Below are 22,805 nucleotides of genomic sequence, written 5' to 3' on the forward strand. Positions count from 1 at the left end.
CCCATGGAGATTGACGCAGCGCGCGAGGTGAGGACCACTTGCCCCTATTGTGGGGTCGGCTGCGGCGTGCTGGCGAAGATCGCCGCGGACGGGCAGGTATCTGTCCGTGGGGATCCCGATCATCCCGCGAATTTCGGCCGGCTCTGTTCCAAGGGCTCCGCACTGGCCGAGACCATCGACCTGGACGGCCGGCTGCTCCATCCACAAATCCACGACCGGCCCGCCGGCTGGAACGAGGCGCTCGACCTCGTCGCCTCGACCTTCCAGCACACCATCGCCGAACATGGCCCCGACGCGGTCGCCTTCTACGTCTCCGGCCAGTTGCTGACCGAGGATTACTATCTCGCCAACAAGCTGATGAAGGGATTCATCGGCTCGGCCAACATCGACACCAATTCGCGGCTCTGCATGGCTTCGTCGGTTGCCGGCCATCGCCGCGCGTTTGGTTCGGACACCGTGCCGGGAACCTACGAGGATCTGGAACTAGCCGACCTGATCGTGCTGGTCGGGTCCAATCTCGCCTGGTGCCATCCCGTGCTCTATCAGCGCATCGCGGCTGCCCGGGAAAAGCGACCCGAGATGAAGATCGTGCTCGTTGATCCGCGCCGCACCATGACATCTGACATCGCAGACATGCATCTGGCGATCGCGCCGGATGGCGACGTCGCCCTGTTCACCGGCCTGCTCGCCTGGCTCGGCCAGTACAATGCGCTCGATCGTGCCTATATCACGGCGCATACGGCCGGATTCGGACAAGCCCTGTTCGCCGCTTCGACGCTCGATCTTGCCGGCGTCGCTGCCGCCACGGGCCTCAGCGAAGACGAACTTAGCCGTTTCTACAGCCTGTTCGCCAGGACCGAAAAGACCGTCACCGTCTACAGCCAGGGCGTCAACCAGTCGTCCCAGGGTACCGACAAGGTCAATGCCATCATCAACTGCCATCTCGCCACCGGTCGCATAGGAAAACCGGGCGCCGGCCCGTTCTCGGTCACCGGCCAGCCCAACGCCATGGGCGGCCGCGAGGTCGGCGGCATGGCCAACATGCTCGCCGCCCACATGGAGATCGAAAACCCCGGGCACCGTGAACGCGTGCAGCGCTTCTGGAAGGCACCGGCGATTGCCGGAAAGCCCGGCCTCAAGGCGGTCGAGATGTTCAAGGCGGTGGCCGATGGGCGCATCAAGGCGATGTGGATCATGGCCACCAACCCGGTCGATTCCATGCCGGATGCAGGTGCAGTCGAGGCGGCGATCAAGGCCTGCCCCTTCGTCGTGGTGTCGGACGTTCTTGCCAAGACCGACACAATCCGCCACGCCCATGTCCGGCTGCCGGCCACTGCCTGGGGCGAGAAGGACGGCACGGTCACCAATTCCGAGCGCCGCATCTCGCGCCAGCGCGCGTTCTTGCCGGCCCCCGGCGAGGCGCGGCCCGACTGGTGGATCATTGCGGAAGTGGCAAGGCGGATGGGCTTTGGCGAGGCGTTTGCGCGTGAGAGCGCGGCGGGGATCTTTGCCGAGCACGCCGCGCTGTCGGGGTTCGAGAACGACGGCGAGCGGGATTTCGACATTGGCGCTTATGCTGCGATCGATGTTGAGGATTACGAAGGATTGGGTCCGTTCCATTGGCCAGCGCCGAGCCCGGGCACCCCCCTCCGGCCTGCCGAGAGGGGTGGTCACGCTCGACGTCAGTCAGAGAATGACGTTCAAGCTGACCCTCAACCGCGGAAGAATACTCAATCTGGGCACGCCCCAATCACCACCCGCTTCTTCGCCGACGGCAACTTCTACACGCCCGACCGCAAGGCCCGCTTCATCGCTCTGCGCCCAACCGTCGAAACCCGCATCACCGCCGCCTTCCCGCTCGTCCTCAACACCGGCCGTATCCGCGACCACTGGCACACCATGACGCGTACCGGCAAAAGCCCGCGCCTGTCCCAGCACATCGCCGAGCCCTTCGTCGAAATCCATCCCGAGGATGCACAGCGTTACGGCATTGGCGACGCCGACATCGCGCGCGTTTGGACTCCACGCGGCAAGGTGCTGGTCCGCGTGCTGGTGACCACGCGCCAGCGCCCGGGCAGCCTGTTCGCGCCGATGCACTGGACCGACCAGTTCGCCGCCAGGGGCCGCCTCGACACGTTGACGGCATCGCTTACCGATGCCGTGTCGGGGCAGCCGGCGCTAAAGCATGTCGCTGCCCGCATCGAGAAATTCACCGCTGGGGCCTTTGGCTTTGCCGTGACACGCAAAAGGCCCGTGACGATGGCCGCCGACTACTGGGCGATCGCCAGGTGCCGGGGCGGCTGGCGGGTCGAGTTGGCCTTTGCCAATGACGATGCCGACTGGCCAGCCTTCGCCGGCTCGCTCTTCGATGCCGCGGATGCCGAAATGCTCGCCTACCACGACCGCGACGCCGGCCAGCACCGCATCGCCGCTTTCCAAGGCGAGCAGCTGGCGGGCGCCTTGTTCGTCGCCCCCGGTCCAGTCGCGGTGTCGCGCGGCTGGGCCGCCGAGCAGCTCGGCGAGGTTCACGCCAGCCAGCGCGAACGCTTCAGAATCGTCGCTGGCCGCGCCGGTGCCGATAGACCCGATGCCGGCGCGACCGTTTGCTCGTGCTTCAGCGTCGGGGCCAACCAGATCGTGGCCGCAGTGGCGGCCGGCTGCGCCAGCGTCGAAGCCATCGGCGCCGCGCTGAAGGCAGGCACCAATTGCGGTTCCTGCCGGTCGGAAATACGCGCGATCATAAAAACCGGTCGGGTGCAGGCGGCTGAGTGAAGGCGTCCGTCCCACCTGGCAAAGTGGCACGGCCTACGAAATCGGCGAAACCCGCAAGGGCTCCAACCTGTCCAACAGCTAATTCGACCTGGCCGGGGTTCCTCATATTGGTTCATGGGAGTGAAAGATGGCGCCATGGACCAGAAACTGGAGACGCCCTTGACGACCGTTGCGCCACGCTGCGGCTGGATCTCGCCGTTCGGCTAACAATTCGGGAAGGGCTTCTCAAGCCATAGCAAACGAGACGCATAACCGTTGCCGTGGATCTGTGTCTCTGCTGGCCCTGTTCTTCGTAGTTGATCCGTCTGGACATAGATGTCGAAGACTGGAAAATGGGGAACGCAATCTCGCCATGCGAGTTGATCCAAGGCATCGGGAGATCAGTGCTGAATCTGCAAGACATAGCCGGCCATCCAGCCTTGCACCGCTACGTTCAGGAACAGTCGCAGTCCCTGATCCGCATCTATGAGGAAAGCCCGCGACTGGCTTCCATCTTTGCCACGCAGCAACGCTGGCTGTTGGGCCATGTCGGCCTTGCCATGCACTTCAGGCGCGACCCCAACGACCGCCGCAAGGACCTGACGGTATCGCGTTTCATCGAGGTCGTGCACAAGAACGCGGTGGCCAGCCGCAACACGGCGGACGCCTTCATCAAGGAGATGCTGCACTACAACATCGCCGAGTATGTGGCTGGTGGGGACGGCCGCACGCATCCCCTGCAACCGACGGCGGCGACGATTGAGCGATTCACCGGCTGGGTTACAGCCCATCTGCGCACGCTCGACCATATCGATGGCGGCAACCGGCTGGCCAGGTTTCTTGAGCGGCCCGACATGCTTGCCACGCTGCAGCCGCTGGTGGCTGACGGCTTGCTAGCCTCAAAGCCGGTGCGCGAACCCAACCAGACCTTTTCCCTGTTCATCTGGCTCAACAATGGCGGCATCGTCATGGACTGGCTGATGTCAGGCATCAACCCTGACCATGCCGGGCTGGAGCGAATTCCGACCGGCGTGGTTTCGATCGGCGACTTCGCCAAATGGCTCAAGCTGTCGCGGACCCATCTCGGCCGTAAACTGCGCACGGCGGAGGAACTCGGCAGCATTGGCTGGCTTGGTCAGCGCGGCAATTCGGTGATGTGGGTGTCGCACGGATTCTATGACGAATACATGATCGTCCAGGCCGCCAAGCTGGCCGTCGTCGACAGCGCCTTCGCAGCGTGTTTTTCCACCGACCGCCGAGTCCCGCCACCTCCCAACTTGTGAAGGTGATACAGGCTTATTTAAAGCGTCGACCGCGCGGGCGCGGCGCTGGTCAGACTGGTTGCGCCTCTTCGGCGCATCTCGGCACCATGTGAAAGATGTTCGGGTGCGCAAAGACACCCGAACCGGGCCGGCGTTCTCAATCGATGTCGAACGAGACGCCCTGTGCAAGCGGCAGCGCCTTGGAATAATTCACGGTGTTGGTGGCGCGCCGCATATAGGCTTTCCACGCATCGGAGCCACTCTCGCGGCCGCCACCGGTTTCCTTTTCCCCACCGAAGGCGCCGCCGATCTCGGCGCCGGAAGTACCGATATTGACGTTGGCAATGCCGCAATCCGAACCGTCGACACCGAGGAAGCGCTCGGATTCCTGCAGGTCGCGGGTGAAGATCGACGACGACAGGCCGGCGCCGACCGCATTGTGCTCGTCGAGCACAGCGTCGAAATCGGAATACTTCATCACATAGAGGATCGGCGCGAAGGTCTCTTCCGTCACCGGTGCAACCTGCTTCGGCATTTCGACTAGTGCCGGGTGCACATAATAGGCATCGGGATGACCGTTCTCGACTCGGCTGCCGCCAGTCACCTTGCCCCCATGCGCGGCCGCTTCCGTCAGCGCCTTCTGCATGGCATGGAAGGCGGCCTTGTCGATCAGCGGACCGACCAGTGACGAGGTCTCCAGCGGATTGCCGACCGAGACACTCTGATAAGCCTTCTTCAGCCGCGGCACCAAGGCATCATAGACGCTGTCATGGACGAACAGGCGGCGCAGCGTCGTGCAGCGCTGGCCCGCGGTGCCCATGGCGCCGAAAGCGATGGCGCGCAGCGCCATGTCGAGATCGGCCGTCGGGCAGACGATGCCGGCATTGTTACCGCCCAGTTCCAGCACGGCGCGGGCGAAACGCTTGGCCAGGCGCGGACCGACATCCCGGCCCATGCGGGTCGAACCGGTGGCCGAAACCAGCGGCACCCTGGGATGGTCAACCAGGATTTCGCCGACCGCACGGTCGCCGATCAGAACCGGTGCCAGGCCTTGCGGTGCGTCGGTACCGAAGCGCTTGACCGCACGCTTGAAGATCGCCTCGCAGGCAAGCGCGGTCAGCGGCGTCTTCTCCGACGGCTTCCATACCACTGCATCGCCGCAAACCAGCGCAAGTGCTGCGTTCCACGACCACACCGCGACCGGGAAGTTGAATGCGGAGATGACACCGACGACGCCAAGCGGATGCCAGGTTTCCATCATGCGGTGGCCCGGGCGCTCGGTGGCGATGGTCAGGCCGTACAATTGCCGGGACAGACCAACGGCGAAATCGCAGATGTCGATCATCTCCTGAACTTCGCCGAGCCCTTCGGACGGGATCTTGCCGACCTCGATCGACACCAGCCGGCCAAGCTCGGTCTTGTGCGTGCGCAGTTCCTCGCCCAGCAGCCGCACCAGTTCGCCGCGCTTGGGACCCGGCACCAGCCGCCAGGACTGGAACGCCTTGTGGGCTGCATCGATGGTCTTTGCCGCGTCGGCCGGCGAGATCGTCTTCAGCGCCGCGATCGGCTCACCCGTCACCGGACTGCGCACGACCAGGTCGCCGCCGTCAAGCGCCTCCTTGGCCACGCCCAGTTTCGCCAGAAGCTCGGCCGTTTCGTTCGCTATCGTCATTTCTGTCCCTTTCAGAATCCCGCCGCTCGTAGGGCGCGGCTCAACGCCTTGCCATGCCTTCCGGCGCCGTCGCGGCTGGAAGGGGCTGTCATGGCGTGCCATTACCTGTTTCGGGGGAAAATCGCCACCCCGGCATGGTCCAAGCCCGGGCTGCACGATTGAGCCAGACGATGCTTGAGCAGAACGGGCGTAGGGGCTCAGTTTTCCTTTTTCGCCGGCGTGCGTACGGCGCCGTCCTTGATCAGACGGTCGATATGCATGCGGATATGGGCTGCTTCAGCCGCCGTGTTGGCGAGCGCGATGGCGCGGTCGAAGGCAATGCGTGCCTCCTCGCCCCGGTCGAGTTGCATCAACAGCCCGCCCTTGAGGCCGAAGAAATGGAAATAGCCCGAAAGCCTCTGCTCGAGCGGCTCGATCATCGCCAGGGCCGCTTCCGGTCCGCGCACCTTGGCGACCGCGACCGCACGGTTGAGCGTGATGACCGGCGACGGCTGCATCTGCTCGAGCAGGCCGTAGAGCAGGTCGATCTCCACCCAGTCGGTGTCCTCGGCTTTCTCGGCCCGCGCATGGAGCGCTGCGATCGCCGCCTGGACTTGATAGGGACCTGGCTTGCGATGGCGCAGCGCCTTGTCGACGAGCGCCAGCCCTTCGTCGATCATCTTGCGGCTCCACAGGCTTCGATCCTGGTCCTCGAGCAGCACGATCTCGCCGTCATTGTCAAAACGTGCCGGTGCGCGTGCGTGCTGCAGCAGAAGCAGCGCCGTCAGCCCCATGATCTCCGGCTCGGTCTGGAACAGCCGCAGCAGCAGCCGGGCAAGCCGGATCGCTTCCTCGCACAATGGCGCGCGAGCCGGCGCCTCGCCGCTGTTGGTCGAATAGCCCTCGTTGAAGATAAGGTAGACCATGGACGCGACCGCCGCGAGCCGCTCGGAGCGCTCGATCGCGCCCGGCGTCTCGAACGGGACGCCGGCGTCCGCGATGCGCGCCTTGGCGCGGGTGATGCGCTGCTCCATCGCGCTCTCGCCGACCAGGAAGGCGCGCGCGATCTGCTTGACGGTGAGGCCGGAGACGACGCGCAGCGCCACCGCGATCTGCTGCGTCGCGGGTAAATCAGGGTGACAGCAGATGAACAGCAGCCGCAATATGTCGTCGCGATAATGCGCTCCGTCCAGCCGCTCGGCGATGTCGCTTTCGGCGTCCTCCAGATCGGAAACTTGGTCCTCTTCCGGCATCGGCGCCTGCTTGGCACGCTTGCGCACCGCGTCGATGCCGCTGTTGCGGCCGACGAATATCAACCAGGCCGCCGGATCGCGAGGCGGCCCGTTCTGCGGCCAGTTCTTCAGCGCCTTGAGGCAGGCATCCTGGAAAGCTTCCTCCGCCGTGTCGAGATCGCGGAAATAGCGCAGCAGCGCGCCCATCGCCTGTGGGCGGGCAGCGCTGATCGCGGAGCTTATCCAGGCGAGTTCGGTCATGCCGGAACCCTGGTCGGATTGAACACCGATACCGGGCGGATTTCGTAGGAACCGCCGCTTGGGTTGACCTCGGAGAGTTCGCGGGCGAATTCGACGGCCTCGTCGAGGTCGGCGCAATCGAGCGTGTAGAAACCGAGGAACTGTTCCTTGGTCTCGGCGAACGGCCCGTCGATGACCAGCGATTCACCTTTCACTTTCCGCAGCGTCGTTGCCGCCGTCGTCGGCAAAAGCCGCGCCACGGGCCCAAGCCGGCCGGCGTTGGCATACTTCTCCTGAACGCCGAGCAGGTCGGCCATGACCTTGTCGTCCTGTTCCTTGCTCCAGGAACAGACGACGTCTTCGCAGGCGTAGCAGAGGATGGCATAGAGCATGGGCGGTCCTTTCTGTATCAAAGGACGAAACAGTAGGGCCGATCCCGACATGGCGTCGATAAAAAAATCGAGACGTCGCGGATTCAGCGGCCGCTGATTGCCGCCGATCGGTCCTCCTGCGTTTTCAACCACCTCAACACGAGCGCTTCCTCTTCATCAAGGCCTTCGATGGACCGCTTGCGCTTGTTGGCTTCCGCCATTTCGGCAAGCAGTCGTCCTTCGCTCCATGCCTCGAAGACCCGCGGATGGATATAGCATTTGCGGCAGACCGCGCGCGTATTGCCCAGCCGTTCGGCCACCTTGTCGATGAGGTTGTTCATCACCCGTTTTTGCTGTGCCTGGCTCTCAGGCAGTTCCGTCTGCGCAAACAGGGACGCGGCGTGGATGGTGCCGCCCCATGTGCGGAAGTGCTTCGAACTGAACGCGTCGCCGACCGCTTGGCGGATATAGTGGTTCACGTCATCGGAGCGGACAGGGCGTCTGTTACCGTCCTCGTCGAGATACTGGAACAGTTTTTGGCCGGGCAGGTCCTGCGCGCTCCGAACAATCCCCGCGATCCGGCGGTCAACCAGCTTCAATCTCCATTCCTTGCCGGACTTGCCCTTGAAGGCGAAGCGCAGGCTCGATCCCTTGATGTCGACATGCCGGTCCCGCAATGTCGTCAGGCCGAAGCTCTTGTTGTCGCGAGCATAGGCTGCATTGCCGACGCGGATCATCGTGTTGTCGAGCAGCCAGACCACCGCGGCGGCGACGCGTTCGAGCGGCAGGCCGTGACGGCGCAGGTCGCTGTCGATCCTGCGCCGAAGGTCCGGCAGGCTTTCGGCGAAAGCCACCAAGCTCGAATATTTGGCGCCGTCGCGCTCCTCGGCCCATTGCGGATGATAGCGATACTGCTTGCGCCCCCGCTGATCCCTTCCGGTCGCCTGGATATGCCCGTTCGGATCGGGCGAAATCCAGACATCGGTCCAGGCCGGCGGAATGACGATCGCCGCGATGCGCGCTCTGTCGGCACCGGAGACCGCTTTCCCGTCCGCTAGCTTGTAAGCGAATCCCTTGCCTGCCTTCAGCCGACGGATGCCCGGCTCGGCATCGCTGACATAGGTCAGCGCGGCACCCCTGGCGGAAATCTGTGCTCCATTCTTGGCTACGCTATCAGCATCGGCCAATCGGCTGCGCGACGATCCGGTTCTCTGCAGCATGTAAGCTCCACACGAAATATGCGTAGATAAGCTGCGGGTTGACCGCCGGTTCCACACCCGTCTGGAAAGAAGGCAATCCCCGTGGCAGCGGTCAGGCCTACAATGCGCGCTGCATCTGTGTCGGCGGAAGGGATAGCCGGCGGCGCGCCGCGAGCTTGAATTTGTAGCGCAGGCATCGCCAAGCTTCCGAGCGCCGCTTCGGCGCCGCCGAGGCTATTGCGAGAAAGCGCGCGGCCATGTCCAGGTCGCCCCGCGCATAATGGACACGGGCGATCTTGAGCGCGACGAGGCCCTCCCTGGCTTTCAGTGCCGAAATCGGGATGCCGCAATCGGTGAGCGTACGCAGCTCCCGGCGCCAGTCCAGGAAGCGCCGCACCGGGTCGACCGTGAAGCGATCGTCCGAGCGCTCCGCTGAAACTTCGTAGATCATGACGGGGCGGTGAACCATGACCAGCGACGCCTTGCTCATCAGCCGCGCCCAGAACAGCGTGTCCTCATCGAAGGCGAGCCCGACGGGGAACCGGGTCTCGCCGATGAGACGCCGGGAAGCCAGCACGCTGCCCACCGCCACCGAGCGTATATCCCCTTTCACGTAGGCCGAGGCGTTGGTGAGGCAGGCCGCGGTATAGCCGTTTGGCACCTTGATCTGCCGGTCCTGGCCGTTCACCCTGCGCCGGAAGGCGCCGACGATCATGTCGGCCTTGGGCTGGGTTTCCGCCTGCGACAGCAAGGAGCTTAAGCCGCCCTGCAGGTGCAGGTCGTCGGCGTCGATCAGGTAGACCCACGGATGGGCTGCCTCGTCGAGCGCCAGGTTGCGGGCGCCGCCGGCGTCGCGGCAACTGGCGGGCAGCACGCGCAAAGGCAGGGATGATTGCGCCGCGGCCTGCCGCGCCGCATCGGCCGTGCCATCGGTCGATTGGTCGTCGACCAGCAGGACCTCGCCGATAAACCCGGCCTCTCCGCCAAGCGACGCCAGCGTTTTAGCGATCGTTGCCGCCGCATTGTAGGCGGGTATGACGACGCTGACGGTTTTCAATGACAAACCTCATGCCTGTGCGGCAGCCTAGACTATTCTCCGTTAAGACGAATACAGACTAAGGACTTACAGGAAAAGTGTGAAACGGCTTTTCCCGCCGGAATTGCGCGCAATCAAAGACTTGGATCGGCTCGCCTTTTCCGTGAACCGGTGAACTGCTCTACTGGCCGTATCGATCTTTGAGAAGTCTGCCCCATCCTTGTGGGAACTCGCAGCGCCGGGCAAGTTAATGCGCCCCTTTTCACGCTTTTTCGAGCACGACCGGGATGACGTCGACAGCCTGGTCGCCGACCTGTCCGCCAGTCGTCTTCAGCACGCCGACGATGGGCGCCACATCCGAATAGTCGCGCCCGCAACCAACGGTGATATGGTCGTTGGAGGCCCGCATGCCATTGGTCGGATCGAACTCCTGCCAGCCGGCATCACGCCCGCACCAGACCTTGACCCAGGCATGCATGGCATCCGCGCCTTCGAGCCGGGGCTTGCCTTTGGGCGGAATGGTGCGCAGGAAGCCGCTGACATAGCCGGCCGGAATGCCGAGCCCGCGTAAGCCGGCGATCATGATGTGCGAGAAATCCTGACAGACGCCCCGCTTCAGCTGGAAGGCGTCGCTGGCCCGGGTCCGCACCGTGGTCGCCTCGTCATCGTATGTGAAATCGCGATGGATGCGATTGCACAGGTTCATCGCCGTCCCCGCGGCCGAGATTCCGATGCTGTCTTGCGCGAATGCGGTGATCGCCGCATCGATGCCCGCATGGCTGCTGGCGGCCAGGAAATGGTGCGGCGAGGCAGGCGCAAGCGACCGCACGGCGGCCAGATCCTGTCGAAGGCGGCCGAGATCCGGCGACACGTCGAGCCCCGGCTCGGGCCGCGCCACCGACACACGCGCGCTCATCCTGATGTCGAGCGTGTCATGGGCGTCGCGAAAAGCGATCGAAGTGACATTGTTGCCGAAGAAATCGGAAAAATCCGACCTTTCGTTGGGTGCGGGTGAAAAAGAAAGCGAAGCGGCGATGACACGCTGCACACCGTCAATGGTCGACGGCAGCACGCGCACCTGATGGCGTCCGCCACCAGCCGCGGCAGCATAGTCGTAGTGGAGCAGAAGCCTGATGTCGTACAGCATGGCCATCTCTTTCTAGCCGAAATAGGCTTTGGCGAGGCTGCTGTAGAGCCCGCCTATTTCGCCCGCGAGATCGTTCAACGCCTTCACCGTCATGTCTGCCGGCTCCTTGATGGCGATGGACGTGTTGAGCTGCAGGATTTCCTTGGCTGCCGCCGACATGTGCCCCTCGCCGCCGGTCGCCGGCAATAGCCCTATCTCGGCTTTCAGCCGTTCCAATTGGAACAGGATGGAGCGTGGATTGAGTGGATCGAGCGCCAGGAGGTCGATCACCGTGCGCCGGCCGGCCTGCACCGGATATTGCCGTCGATGGGTCATGACGCTGTCGCCGATCTCCAGCATCATGTCCAGCGCCCCGTCCGGCGCCTTGCTGCTGGTCAGTCGGGCCAGCGTGCTGGCGATCTGGATGCCGCGCTCCAGCCGCCGGCCGATCTCGAGGAACCGCCAGCCAGCGAAGCGGTACATGTTCTCATGCAAAAGGCCTGAGAATCCGGCCAGCTTGCGCAGGATCACGGTCATCGCCCGCGTCGCATCGTCGCCGGGCGCCACGGTGGTGGCGAACTGATGGATCGTTTTTGACAAATCCTTGAGCGCCAGCCAGCCATCCGGCGAGAAACGATCGCGGATCTGGCCGGCGCTGTAGACCGCGCTGTCGAGCGTGCCGATCAGCCCTGGCGGGATTGCCGTTTCGACATCGATGCCGAACGGTTCGAGATAATCCCTGATATCGGCCAGCAGCGGCATGTCCGGATCGGACGTTTCGGCGAGCCGCACGTGATAGGCGCGCAGGATACGCACCGTGTCTTCCGAGCGTTCGATGTAGCGGCCGAGCCAGGTCAGGTTTTCCGCCGCGCGGCTGGGCAGGCTGCCGGGCATGGTACGGTTGAAGCTGTCGCTCTCCTGCGGCAGCAGCGTCTCGCGCTCCACGGGTCTGTCGCTGACCACCCAGACATCAGCCGCCTGGCCGCCGCGCTGCATGGCGATCGCCGTTGGGTCGAGCGACAGGCCAACGCGCGCAAACCCGCCCGGCATCACCGTCCAGCCCTCGGGCGTACGCGCCAGGTAGACGCGAAGGCTCGCCGGCCGCGGTTCCAGCCAGCCGCCGACATAGACCGGCGTCGTCGAAAGCGTCACCGCCTCCTGGCCGACGAAGGCCTTGCCGTCGCGTTCGATGCGCGCCACCAGTTCCGCCCGCTCACCGACCGAGAGAGCCGAGCCGAGCTTCGTCTGTCCGTCATCTTCGAAGGCAAGTCTTGTCGACAGCGCCGGGCCGACCACCATGCGGTCGATATTGGCGAGCACGTGGGCGCGCTCCGTCTCCTGTCCGCACCACCATGTCGCCACACTGGGCAAAAGCAGCTCCTCGCCCCACAATTCGCGCGCGATCTTGGGCAGAAAGGCGAGCAGCGCGCGCGTCTCCATCAGGCCCGAGCCCAGCGCATTGACGGTGGACACCGTGCCTTGGCGGATCGCCTCGACCAGGCCCGGCGTACCGATCTGCGAATCCGGGCGCAGCTCGAGCGGATCGGCGAACGCGGCATCGAGCCGCCGCCACAGCACGCTGATCGGCATCAGACCGGACACCGTCCGCACCATCAGCTTGCCGCCGGAAACGGTCAGGTCCTCGCCTTCGAGCAGCATGATGCCGAGGTAGCGGGCGATATAGGCGTGTTCGTAATAGGTCTCGTTGAGTGGCCCCGGGGTCAGGATGGCGACGCGCCCGTCGCTCTCCTTTGCCATGCCGATCAGCGCATCGCGAAAGCGTCGGAAGAAGCCGGCGAGCCGGTGCACATGCATCTCGCCATAGATGTCGGACAAAGCGCGCGTGGTGGCGACCCGGTTTTCCAGCGCGAAGCCGGCGCCCGAAGGCGCCTGGGTGCGGTCGCCCAGCACCCACCAGCGGCCGTCCGGACCGCGGCCGAGTTCGAAGGCGCAGAAGTGCAGGAAATGCCCTCCGGCCGGCCTGGTGCCGACCAGGGGCCGCAAATATTCAGGGCTCGCCGCGATCAGTCCTGCTGGCAGGATGCCTTTTTCGACCAGCCGGTTCGGCCCGTGGATATCGGCAACAATTTCCTCGAACAGTTCGGCGCGCTGCACCAAGCCGGCGCTGACCGCCTGCCACTCGCTGTCCTCGATGAGCACGGGGATATGCGCCAGCGGCCATTCCCGCTCGTTGGCGCCCGCCTTGTCGTAGACGCGGTAGTAGACACCCGCATCGCGCAGATACTGGTCGGCGCGGGCGAAGCGCTGGCCGAGCTTCTCGGCCCCGAGTTCGTCCAGCGCTTCGACAAAATGCTTCCAGACCGGACGGGGATTACCTGACGCGTCGACCATCTCGTCGACGACGCCGTCGATCGGCTGGTAGTGCTCCAGCAGGCTACGGGCCTGCGGCTTGCCGCGCACCCTTTTGTGATTCCCCTTTGCCATGTCAGATCACAGTCTTGGTGGACGCCTGAGGTCAAGGGTCATCGGGAAATCTTCCGCCGGCTGTTCCTCGCGCAACACATAGCCGGAGGGTGTGTGGCCGCGCGGTTCGAAGCGGGCGAGCCGCCGTGCCTCCGCCTCGTTGCCGTTGACCGGGAAAGTGTCGTAGCTGCGCCCCCCGGGATGCGCGACATGGTAGACGCAGCCGCCGACCGCCCGGCCGGACCAGCGGTCATAGATATCGAACACCAGCGGCGTGTTGACCGGAAGGGCCGGATGCAGGCCCGAGGCCGGCTGCCAGGCCTTGAAGCGCACGCCAGCCACCGCGACCTCTCTGTTGTCGGTAACCCTCATCGGCACGATACGACCGTTGCAGACGATCGCATGGCGCTCCGGATTGAGGCCTTCGGTCCTGACCTGCAGCCGTTCGACCGAGGAATCGACGAAGCGCACGGTGCCGCCGATCGCGCCCTGCTCGCCCATCACGTGCCACGGTTCCAGTGCCTGCCGCAGTTCCAGTTTGATGCCGGCATGCTGCACCTCGCCGCAGAAGGGAAAGCGGAACTCGAGCTGGGCATCGAACCATTCGGGCCGGAATTCGAACCCATTGAGCTTGAGGTCGTCGAGCACGTCGAGAAAGTCCGCCCAGACATAATGCGGCAGCATGAAGCGGTCATGGAGCGAGGTGCCCCAACGCGCGAAGCGCCCGTCGAGCGGAGTTTTCCACGCGCGGGCAATGATGGCCCGCACCAGCAATTGCTGCGCCAGGGACATGCGCGCATTGGGCGGCATCTCGAATCCGCGGAATTCGACAAGGCCAAGCCGGCCGGTTGGACCATCCGGGGAAAACAGCTTGTCGATGCAGATTTCCGAGCGATGCGTATTGCCGGTGACATCGGTCAACAGGTTGCGGAACAACCGGTCGACCAGCCACGGCAAGGGTGCGGCACCTTGTTCGGGATGCGGCACCTGCGCCATCGCGATTTCGAGCTCGTAGAGCGAATCGTGCCGCGCCTCGTCGAAGCGCGGCGCCTGGCTGGTCGGGCCGATGAACAGGCCGGAGAACAGATAGGACAGCGAGGGATGCCGCTGCCATTGCAGCACCAGGCTCTTCAGCAGGTCGGGCCGGCGCAGGAACGGGCTGTCATTGGGCGTCGCGCCGCCGACGACGACATGGTTGCCGCCTCCGGTACCGGTGTGGCGGCCGTCGATCATGAACTTGTCGGCGCCAAGCCGCGTCTGCCGCGCTTCCTCGTAGATTGCCGTTGTGGTGGCCACGCAATCTCGCCAGTTGGAAGCTGGGTGGATGTTGACCTCGATGACGCCGGGATCGGGTGCCACGCGGATGACGTTGAGGCGCGGGTCATGCGGCGGACCGTAGCCCTCGATGTGCACGGGAACGCCAATCGCCTTTGCCGCGTTCTCGGCGGCGGCGACGAGTTCGAGATAATCCTCGAGCGCCTCGACCGGCGGCATGAACACGCACAGCCGCCCGTCGCGCGGTTCGACCGAAAGTGCCGTGCGCACCGCGCCACCAATCTCGGTGATCTCCTGCTCGACGCGATCCTGCTGGCCGCTCGTCGCCGTGAACGAAGCTGCGTGCTGGCGGCGGGCCATTTCGTCGGCGCCTTCGAGTTCCGCCGGAGCGGCCGCTGGCAAGATCGCTTCGCGCACGGGCAGCGGGTCACGCGGCAGTGACGGATCGACGGGCACGATGTAGGGGAACTGCGCCGGCGGCACATAGGGCAGCGTGCCCAGCGGCAGGCGATAGCCGACCGGTGAATCGCCGGGCACCAGGAACAGACGGCCGCGCCGCGTCGTCCATTTTTCCGAACGCCAGCGCGGATCCGACGCCTGGCTGTTCCAGCGCTGCACCGGCAGCACATAGCCGGACGGCTTGGTCAGCCCGCGCTCGAACACTCTCGCCATGCGGCTGCGTTCCTCCGGATCTTCGAGCTTCGAATTGGCCGGGTCGACATTCTCGGGCAGCTTGCCTTCCTTGAGCAGCCATTCGGCTGGATCCTCATAGGCTTCGCTGACCATGGACGTGTCGATGCCGAGTTCGCCGGCGATCGCCGTCAGCAGGCTTTCGGCTTGTTTCGGCCCGATATCAGCCGAACTATCTTCCCGCGCGATCAGCGACGGGTCGCTCCACACCGGCTCTCCGTCGGCGCGCCAAAAGAGCGAAAACGTCCAGCGCGGCAGGCTTTCACCGGGATACCATTTGCCTTGGCCGTAGTGGAGGAAACCACCTGGCGCGAAACGTTCGCGCAGTTTTCTGATCAGCGCGTCGGCCTTTTCGCGCTTGGTTGGCCCAACGGCGGCGGTGTTCCATTCGGCGGCCTCGAAATCGTCTATCGAGACGAAGGTCGGCTCGCCCCCCATGGTCAGCCGCACATCCCCGGCCGCGAGCGCGGCATCGACCTTGTTGCCGAGCGCGTCGAGCGCCTGCCAGCTCTCGTCGGAGAAAGGCTTGGTGATGCGCGGATGCTCGGCGATGCGGTCGACCCGCATCTCGAAGCCGAACTCGACATTGGCGAAGCTCCCCATGCCGGAAATAGGTGCGGCATTGCGGAAATGCGGTGTGGCGGCCAGCGGCACATGGCTTTCGCCGGTGAGCAGGCCCGAGGTCGGGTCGAAGCCGATCCAGCCGGCACCAGGAAGATAGACCTCGCACCAGGCATGCAGGTCGGTGAAATCGACCGCTGTGCCGGCCGGCCCATCCAGCGCGACAAGGTCGGGCCTGAGCTGGATCAGATAGCCCGAGACGAAGCGCGCGGCGATGCCGAGATTGCGCAGGATCTGCACCAAGAGCCAGCTCGAATCGCGGCACGAGCCCTTGGCGGCCGCCAGCGTTTCCTCCGGCGAGAACACGCCGGTCTCCATGCGCACGATATAGGCGATCTCGCGCTGCAAGCGCGCATTGAGATCGACGAGGAAATTGACCGTGTTGGGCGCGCTGCGGTCGACGGTTTTCAGAAACGCCTGGAGCAGCGGCCCGGCCGGCTCCGGCGTCCGGTAGATAGTGAGATCGTCGCGGATCTCCTCGGGATAGTCGAACGGGAACGCCTCGGCCGACGGTTCGACAAAGAAGTCGAACGGATTGTAGACGGTCATGTCGGCGACGAGGTCGACCTCGATCTTCAGCTCCGTCACCGGCTCGGGAAAGACGAAACGGGCGAGGAAGTTGCCGTAAGGATCCTGCTGCAGATTGACGAAGTGGTTCGCCGGCTTCACCTTCAGCGAATGGCTCAACACCTTGGTGCGGGAATGCGGTGCAGGCTGCAGCCTGATGATTTGGGGGCCGAGAACCACCGGCCGGTCGTATTTATAGTGGGTCAGGTGGTAGACGGCTGCCAGAATTGCCATGGGGCCCCGGAGTTCGGCGTTTCATCAGCCGAACCCTGACACATCTGGCCGCCATTCTCCAAGCGGATGTTGCGGTGCACCTAAATTAAAGAACCCTTTGCCGCCTTAAAGTCACTCAAAAGAACGCCTGTATTCCGGTCTGCGCCCGCCCCAGGATCAGCGCGTGTACGTCATGCGTGCCTTCGTAGGTGTTGACGGTCTCCAGATTCTGCGCGTGGCGCATGACGTGATAGCCAATCTGGATGCCGTTGCCGCCATGCATGTCGCGGGCCTGGCGGGCGATGTCGAGCGCCTTGCCGCAATTGTTGCGCTTGACGATCGAGATCATTTCCGGCGCCATCTTGCCTTCATCGAGCAGGCGCCCGACGCGCAACGAAGCCTGTAACCCCAGAGCGATCTCGGTCTGCATGTCGGCGAGCTTCTTCTGGTAGAGCTGGGTGCCGGCCAGCGGCTTGCCGAACTGCTTGCGGTCAAGGCCATACTGTCGAGCGCGATGCCAGCAGTCTTCCGCTGCTCCCATGGAACCCCAGGAGATGCCGTAGCGGGCTCGGTTGAGGCAACCGAACGGTCCGCCGAGGCCCTTGGCGTTGGGCAACAGCGCGTCCTCGCCGACCTCGACGCCTTCCATCACCACCTCGCCGGTGATCGACGCCCGCAGCGACAGCTTGCCGCCGATCTTCGGCGCCGACAGCCCTCTCATGCCTTTCTCCAGCACGAAACCGCGGATCTCGTCCTTGCCGTTCTCGCCCTTCAACTTCGCCCATACGACGAACACGTCGGCGACCGGCGCATTGGAAATCCACATCTTGGAGCCGGAGAGCTTGTAGCCGCTGGCGGTCTTTTCGGCGCGGGTCTTCATGCCGCCGGGGTCGGAGCCGGCATCCGGCTCGGTCAGCCCGAAGCAGCCGATCCACTCGCCGCTGGCGAGCTTGGGCAGATACTTCCTGCGCTGTTCGTCCGAGCCATAGGCGTAGATCGGGTACATCACCAGCGACGACTGCACCGACATCATCGAGCGATAGCCGGAATCGACGCGTTCGACTTCCCGCGCCACCAGCCCGTAGGTGACATAGCTGGCGGCGAGGCCACCGAACTCCTCCGGAATGTTGATCCCGAGCAGGCCGGCCTCGCCCATCTCGCGGAAGATCGCCGTGTCGAAGGTCTCGTTGAGATAGGCTTCCTCGATACGCGGCGCGAGCTTGTCGGCGGCAAAGGCGGCAGCGCCATCGCGCACCATGCGCTCGTCCTGCGAAAGCTGGTCCTCGATCAGGAACGGGTCTTCCCACACGAATGCATTCTTGTCGGCCATGGCTTCTCGATCCTTGAGACAGGTGAAGCCCGGCTTATCGGCTCGTGGCCTGAAAAAATCAAACGAAATTGCTTCACCGATCAATGAGCGTTAGGAATGGATCATGAGTGTCCAGCGCCGCCTTTTGCCCAACATCAGCGCCCTTGCCGCCTTCGAGGCCGTGGCGCGACTTGGCTCCTTCACCGCCGCCGCCCGGGAATTGGACCTGACCCAAGGTGCGGTCAGCCGCCAGATCAGGCTTTTGGAAGATCAGTTCGACCGGCCGCTGTTCGAACGCGACAGTCGCAATGTAAGGCTCTCCACGGCAGGTGAAATCTACGCCGAAGCGGTACGCTCGGCGCTTGGCCAGTTGCGTGACGCAGCTCTTGGATTGATGAGCAACCGGCATAGTGGCATCCTGAATCTTGCCATTCTGCCGACTTTCGGCACACGTTGGCTGATGCCGATGATCCCCGATTTCGTCGAGAACAATCCCGACATCACCATCAATTTCGTCACCCGCGTCGGGCGCTTCGACTTCGCCCGCGAACGGTTGGATGCCGCCATCCACTACGGCCTGCCGGACTGGCCGGACGCCGACTCGACACTTCTGGTGCACGAGACGGTGGCGCCGGTGGTGTCACCCGACTTCCTCGCCGGCCGCACCATCGCCACGCCGGCCGATATCGGCCGTTTGCCGCTGCTGCACATGACGACGCGCCCAGGCGCCTGGAGCGAATGGTTCGAGCATCAAGGCCTGAGCGCGCCGACCGGGCCTGGCATGCAGTTCGAGCATTTCGGCACCGCCGCCCAGGCTTGCATGACCGGGCTCGGCGTGGCGCTCTTGCCGCAGATCCTCATCGAGGGCGAACTGCAGCGCGGCCAGCTTGTGCTCGCGCCCGGCCAGCCGATGCAGAGCCGCAGCGCCTATTACCTCGTTATTCCCCACGACAAGCGCGGCTATCCGCCGGTTGCCAGTTTCCGGGACTGGCTGCTAGGCCAGCGTGAGAAGGAGCCAGCTGTTCTGGCTTGGTAGCTACTTTCGCTTCAGCGCGTCCGCCAGCGCTGCGCCGAACGCACCTTGCTGTGCCGGCCGCTCCGGCTGGCGTTGCGGTGTAGGCCCGCGTGGCGCCGGCCTACCGCCGCCATTGTCGCGCGGCCCGCCCTTCGATGCGCCGCCTTCGCCACCGTCCCTGCGCATGGAGAGCGCGATGCGCTTGCGCTTGATGTCGACATCGACGACGCGCACCTTGACCACGTCGCCGGCCTTGACCACCTCATGCGCGTCCTTGATGAAGCGGTCGGCGAGCTGTGAGACATGCACCAGCCCGTCCTGGTGCACGCCTATATCGACGAAGGCGCCGAAAGCGGCGACATTGGTGACGGTGCCTTCCAGCAGCATGCCTGGCTTCAAATCCTTGATCTCGTCGATGCCATCGGCGAAGGTCGCCGTCTTGAAGCCGGGACGCGGGTCGCGGCCGGGCTTCTCCAGCTCCGCCAGAATGTCGCGCACCGTCGGCAAGCCGAAACGCTCGTCGACGAAGACGCGCGGGTCGAGCGCCTTGAGCGCGGCACTGTCGCCCAAAAGCGAACGCACGTCGCGGCCGCAGGCGGCGACGATCTTCTTGGCCACGCCATAGGCCTCCGGATGCACCGACGAGGCATCGAGCGGCTCGCTGCCATTGGCGATGCGCAGGAAACCGGCGGACTGCTCGAACGCGCGCGGTCCAAGCCGTGCCACCTTCAGCAGGTCCTTGCGGCTGGCGAACGGGCCGGTCGAATCGCGATGGGCGACGATGGCGTCGGCGAGCGACGCGCCGAGGCCTGAAACCCGCGCCAGCAGCGGCGCCGAGGCGGTGTTGAGGTCGACGCCGACCGCGTTGACGGCGTCCTCCACGACAGCCTCCAGTGAGCGACCAAGCCGATACTGATCGACATCGTGCTGATATTGTCCGACGCCAATGGATTTCGGTTCGATCTTGACCAGTTCGGCCAGCGGATCCTGCAGCCGTCGCGCGATGGACACCGCGCCGCGCAGCGACACGTCGAGGCCGGGAAACTCGGCGGCAGCCGTTGCCGAGGCCGAATAGACCGACGCTCCCGCCTCGCTGACGATCACCTTGAGCGGCTTCGGGCCGCCGTCCGAAGGCATGTCGGACAGCATGTCGGCGACCAGCTTCTCCGTCTCGCGGCTCCCGGTGCCGTTGCCGATCGAGATCAGCTCGACCTTGTGCTGGCGAATAAGCGCCGCAAGTTCGGCCTGCGTGCCACGCACATCGTTCCTCGGCGGAAACGGATAGACCGTCGTCGTCGCCAGCAGCTTGCCGGTGCCATCGACCACCGCCACCTTGACGCCGGTGCGGATGCCGGGATCGAGCCCCATCGTCGGCCGCGAGCCGGCGGGAGCCGCCAGCAGCAAATCCTTGAGGTTACGGGCAAAGACATGGATCGCTTCTTCCTCGGCCCGCTCGCGCAGGTCGCGCATCAGGTCGAGCGTCAGGTGCAGCGACAGTTTGATGCGCCAGGTCCAGCCTGCCACTTCCATCAGCCAGCGGTCACCGGGCAGGCTGGCAGCGATGGCGTAGGCGTTGGCGATCATCCGCTCGACCGGCTTCACCGACGATGTGTCGTCGGCATCCACCTCGATGTCGAGCGACAGCACCTCCTCGTTGCGGCCGCGCAGCATGGCGAGCGCCCGGTGGCTCGGCACGGTCGCCCAACGTTCGACATGGTCGAAATAGTCGGAGAATTTCGCGCCGGCTTCCTGCTTGCCCTCGACCACCCTGGCGCGCAGGAAGGCGCGCTCCTTCATGTAGCTGCGCAGCTTGCCGACCAGGTCGGCGTTCTCGGCGAATTGCTCCGACAGGATGTCGCGCGCGCCCTCGAGCGCCGCCTTCGCATCGCCTACCTCTGCGGTAACATAGGCGAGCGCGACGTCCGCGGGCACCAGCGAACGGTTGTTGAGAATGGCTTCGGCCAGCGGCCCCAATCCACGCTCGCGGGCGATCTCGGCCTTGGTACGGCGCTTCGGCTTGTAGGGCAGGTATATGTCCTCGAGTTCCGCCTTGGTCGCGGCGCCCGCGATCTTGGTTTCAAGCTCTTCGGTCAGTTTGCCCTGCTCGCGGATCGAGCCCAGGATGGTGTCGCGGCGCGCGTCGAGTTCGCGCAGATACACAAGACGCTCGGCAAGGTCGCGCAATTGCGTATCATCCAGCCCGCCGGTCACTTCCTTGCGGTAGCGTGCCACGAACGGCACCGTCGCACCCTCATCGAGCAGTCCGATCGCCGCGGCCGCCTGTTCCGGCCGCGCCTTGATTTCGGCCGCGATAATGGTTGCGATGCGCTTGATGTCGGATGCCATGTCGTTCCCACTCTCGTCGAAAAGAGCGGCGACCATAAGCGCAGACATCAGGTCCGCCAACCGCCGCGTTTTCAACGGCGGCGGAGGTCCACAGGAAAGCGCCTCGATTTGGGCGCTCAGGCACGGCGCAAGGTGTGTTGAGATTCAGGTCAGGCCAAGCTGAGAACGATGGCTTTCGGGGTCGCTCTCTTGCGACGAGCGCAGCGGACATTCCGTCCTTGAGCGCCGGAAGCGCGGAAAGTCGCCGTTCGCAGGCCGGCATCACCTGAATATCAGCACGCCTTAGACCATCCGGCTCAGCGCCTCGAGGAACGCAACGATCTCGATATCCAGCGGATCGTCGACCGGTTCCGGCTGCGACGACATCTTGGCGATCACCACTTCGGTGCTAGGATCGACATAAAGCCACTGGCCATGGATGCCGATGCCGCAATAGGCGCCGTTCTCGTGTCCTGTCTGGTACCATTTGTTGCGGTAGCGCCCGTTGGGAAACAGCGAAACCATCGTGCCCCGCCGCCAGGCCTCATTACTGCCGCCGGTGCTGGTGGTGTCGCGCACCCAGGCCTCGGGCACGATGCGGTGGCCATTGGCCGTGCCGCCCTGCCGCAGCATCTCGCCGATGCGAGCCAGGTCACGCGGCGTCACCGAAATGCCGCCGGCGGCGCGCGCCGTACCTTCCATGTCGACCCCGACAGAGGCCTCGCTGACGGCGCCAAGCGGCAACCATAGCTTCTCGCGCATGAGGTCGGTGAAGCGCTGGCCCGAGGCGCGCTCGAGCAGCAGCCCGAGCAGGTCGGAATTGGGCGAACGGTAGCGGAAGGTCTGGCCATGCGGCTCGGCAAGCCGCTGCAGGGTCAGGATGAATTCACGCAGGCTTTCGGTGCCGCCGCCGGGATTCCACAGCGTCGCGCGGCGATAGCGGGCGAAGGCGCTTTCCGGATCGAGATAGGCCTCCTCGAAGTCGAGGCTGACGCTCATGTCGAGCACATGCCGAACGCTTGCATCGCCATAGGCCGAGCCGGCTGCTTCAGGGATATAGTCCGTCACCGGCGCTTCCGGATCGAACACCCCCTCGCCTTCCAGTATGCCGGCGATGATCGCGGTCACCGATTTGCTGATCGAGAAGATGATGTGGCGCGCGCCAAACTCCATATGCGGCGCGAACCAGTCGCCAATGATCTTGCCGCCCTTCATCACCGTCACTGCGTCGGTGCTGGAGCGCAGGAGGAATTCAGCCACCGTCTCCGGTGCAGTCGCGACCCTGACCTTTTCCCCGAGCAAGCCGTCCATGTCCCGCTGACGGGCTTCCGCGGCGCCGGGCGCTGCCGCCACACGGGCGGTCGGCACCAGTTCGCCGAGATTCTGGAACGACCACCGATTGAACGGGCTCACACGCCAATTGCTAAGCAGCACCTCGTTGCGGCGGAATCCGTATCGGGTCTCGAACGCGGTCTTGCCGGTCATGGCGTTTCCTCCC

General features: G+C 64.6%; 14 protein-coding genes. 3 read left to right on the forward strand and 11 right to left on the reverse strand.

What is annotated here, in order from left to right; translation table 11 throughout:
• Positions 1–3 precede the first annotated feature (3 nt).
• Both AC3CB8_RS27930 and AC3CB8_RS27935 read left to right on the forward strand, forming a co-directional pair.
• Positions 4–2,772, forward strand: a complete 2,769-nt coding sequence (locus tag AC3CB8_RS27930; RefSeq protein WP_352563749.1) for a nitrate reductase — start codon at positions 4–6, stop codon at positions 2,770–2,772.
• A gap of 332 nt (positions 2,773–3,104) precedes the next feature.
• Positions 3,105–4,034: a hypothetical protein gene (locus AC3CB8_RS27935; RefSeq protein ID WP_023770415.1), complete on the forward strand. Its 930-nt coding sequence runs from the start codon at positions 3,105–3,107 to the stop codon at positions 4,032–4,034.
• 136 nt (positions 4,035–4,170) lie between these two features.
• On the opposite strand, the gene amaB is transcribed toward AC3CB8_RS27935, so the two are convergent.
• The 9 genes from amaB to AC3CB8_RS27980 form a co-directional block, all read right to left on the reverse strand.
• Positions 4,171–5,685 carry an L-piperidine-6-carboxylate dehydrogenase gene (gene amaB / locus AC3CB8_RS27940; protein WP_023781340.1) on the reverse strand — a complete coding sequence of 505 codons (1,515 nt, stop codon included), beginning with the start codon at positions 5,683–5,685 and terminating at the stop codon, positions 4,171–4,173.
• A 197-nt stretch (positions 5,686–5,882) separates the two neighbouring features.
• Positions 5,883–7,157: an RNA polymerase sigma factor gene (locus AC3CB8_RS27945; RefSeq protein WP_352563748.1), complete on the reverse strand. Its 1,275-nt coding sequence runs from the start codon at positions 7,155–7,157 to the stop codon at positions 5,883–5,885.
• On the reverse strand, positions 7,154–7,528 hold the full coding sequence (locus AC3CB8_RS27950) for a YciI family protein (RefSeq protein WP_023770418.1): 375 nt from the start codon (positions 7,526–7,528) through the stop codon (positions 7,154–7,156). Before AC3CB8_RS27950 ends, AC3CB8_RS27945 begins: the two co-directional genes overlap by 4 nt.
• Positions 7,529–7,611: 83 nt before the next feature.
• Positions 7,612–8,727 (reverse strand): DNA topoisomerase IB, encoded by a 1,116-nt coding sequence (locus tag AC3CB8_RS27955; RefSeq protein ID WP_023770419.1) that lies wholly within the window; start codon positions 8,725–8,727, stop codon positions 7,612–7,614.
• Between the two features lie 97 nt (positions 8,728–8,824).
• Positions 8,825–9,763 (reverse strand): glycosyltransferase family 2 protein, encoded by a 939-nt coding sequence (locus AC3CB8_RS27960; RefSeq protein ID WP_023770420.1) that lies wholly within the window; start codon positions 9,761–9,763, stop codon positions 8,825–8,827.
• A 241-nt stretch (positions 9,764–10,004) separates the two neighbouring features.
• Entirely contained in the window at positions 10,005–10,889 is an 885-nt protein-coding gene (locus tag AC3CB8_RS27965; protein WP_023770421.1) for a transglutaminase family protein, read from the reverse strand.
• 12 nt (positions 10,890–10,901) lie between these two features.
• Entirely contained in the window at positions 10,902–13,313 is a 2,412-nt protein-coding gene (locus AC3CB8_RS27970; protein WP_023770422.1) for a circularly permuted type 2 ATP-grasp protein, read from the reverse strand.
• Positions 13,314–13,319: 6 nt separating this feature from the next.
• Positions 13,320–16,679 carry a transglutaminase family protein gene (locus AC3CB8_RS27975; RefSeq protein ID WP_352563747.1) on the reverse strand — a complete coding sequence of 1,120 codons (3,360 nt, stop codon included), beginning with the start codon at positions 16,677–16,679 and terminating at the stop codon, positions 13,320–13,322.
• Between the two features lie 115 nt (positions 16,680–16,794).
• Positions 16,795–17,988 (reverse strand): acyl-CoA dehydrogenase, encoded by a 1,194-nt coding sequence (locus tag AC3CB8_RS27980; protein WP_031247668.1) that lies wholly within the window; start codon positions 17,986–17,988, stop codon positions 16,795–16,797.
• Positions 17,989–18,091: 103 nt separating this feature from the next.
• On the opposite strand from AC3CB8_RS27980, the gene AC3CB8_RS27985 reads away from it, so the two are divergent.
• Entirely contained in the window at positions 18,092–19,003 is a 912-nt protein-coding gene (locus AC3CB8_RS27985) for a LysR family transcriptional regulator (RefSeq protein ID WP_023770425.1), read from the forward strand.
• Here AC3CB8_RS27985 and AC3CB8_RS27990 read toward each other — a convergent pair whose 3' ends face one another.
• On the reverse strand, positions 19,004–21,328 hold the full coding sequence (locus AC3CB8_RS27990; protein ID WP_352563779.1) for a Tex family protein: 2,325 nt from the start codon (positions 21,326–21,328) through the stop codon (positions 19,004–19,006).
• Positions 21,329–21,610: 282 nt separating this feature from the next.
• The gene (locus tag AC3CB8_RS27995; RefSeq protein WP_352563746.1) at positions 21,611–22,792 is read right to left on the reverse strand and encodes a serine hydrolase domain-containing protein; all 1,182 of its coding nucleotides are present in this window, start codon (positions 22,790–22,792) and stop codon (positions 21,611–21,613) included.
• Positions 22,793–22,805: the final 13 nt, after the last annotated feature.

It is taken from the genome of Mesorhizobium sp. P160927, assembly GCF_057766385.1.